Raw genomic sequence first — 1,211 nt, forward strand, 5'->3', positions numbered from 1 at the left:
GCGTCGTCCCTCCCCCGTCGGGGCTGTCCAGGCGGGTCGTCCCGTCGAGCGCCGCCACCCGGCGGCGGACGCCCGCGAGCCCGCTGCCCCGGTCCGGGTCGGCCCCGCCCTTGCCATCATCCCGCACGATGATCGTGAGGCGGGCGGGTTCGCGCCGGAGCGCGACCCATCCGTGCCGGGCGCCGCTGTGCCTGGCGATGTTGGTGAGCGCCTCGGCCACGACGAAGTAGGCGGCGGCCTCGACGGCGGCGGGCGCCCTGCCGTCCTCGACGTCCAGCTCGACGGGGATCGGCTGCCCGGCGGCGAGGGCCAGCAGCGCCCCGGCCAGGCCGCGGTCGGACAGGATCGGCGGGTAGATGCCGCGGATCACCGTCCGCAGCTGCGCGAGCGCCTCCTCGACGCCCTCCCGGGCCTCCAGGAACAGCGTCCGGGCCGCGTCGGGATCGGCGTCGAAGCGGCGGTCGGCGAGGCCGAGCCGCAGGGCGGCGGCGACGAGCTGGGCCTGCGTCCCGTCGTGCAGGTCGCGCTCGATGCGGCGCAGCTCGGCGCCGTGCGCCTCCAGGGCCTCGGCGCGGGTCTCGGCCAGCTCCTCGACCCGCTCGGCGAGGCTGGTGCGCCGGGTGGGCGACAGCAGCACCTCCGCGAGCCTGGCCTGCCACCAGCGGATCCGCGGCACCAGCCACAGCAGGATGCCCAGGTCGAAGGCGCCCTGCAGGAACGGCATCGTCAGCGCCTTGGGCCAGCTGTCCAAGGTGATGAACGCCGCCTGGGAGCCCTCGGGCGCCGCCCACCACCACAGCGGCAGCGAGAGCGTGAACGGAATCGCCGGCCACACCGCGACCGCGACCGCGGCGGCGGCCAGAGCGGTGAGCCCGTGCGCCGCCATCCAGGCCGCGTCCCGCCACGTGGAGGGCGATCGCAGCAGGCGCCCCGCCTCGCCGAGCCCCTCGCCGGAGGGCGGCCGGTACGGCTCGGGGATCTCGCGGCCGAGGACGCGCCCGGCCCGTCGCCGTTCGGCGTTCGCGAGCGCACGCAGGGGCTTGACGGCCGTCGGGAGCCACGGCAGCACGAGGAACGACAGGGCCAGCGCCGCCACGAGCGGGACGAGCCCGGCCATCGCGGGCAGGCCGGTGCGCAGGGCGCCGACCAGCTCGCCGGTCGCCTCCGCGCTGCGTCTCAGGGCTCGGTTCATGTCACCTCGCAGCACACCG

The 1,211-nt window shown here is 77.1% G+C and carries 1 protein-coding gene; it reads right to left on the minus strand.

Going from position 1 to position 1,211, the window contains the following annotated elements:
• The coding region (locus AB0C69_RS42440; RefSeq protein WP_360362650.1) for a sensor domain-containing protein at nucleotides 1-1,192 on the minus strand (1,192 nt) is incomplete at its 3' end.
• Between the last annotated feature and the right edge of the window lie 19 nt (nucleotides 1,193-1,211).

The organism is Actinomadura sp. NPDC048032 (genome assembly GCF_040653175.1).
GTDB classification, from domain to species: domain Bacteria; phylum Actinomycetota; class Actinomycetes; order Streptosporangiales; family Streptosporangiaceae; genus Spirillospora; species Spirillospora verrucosospora.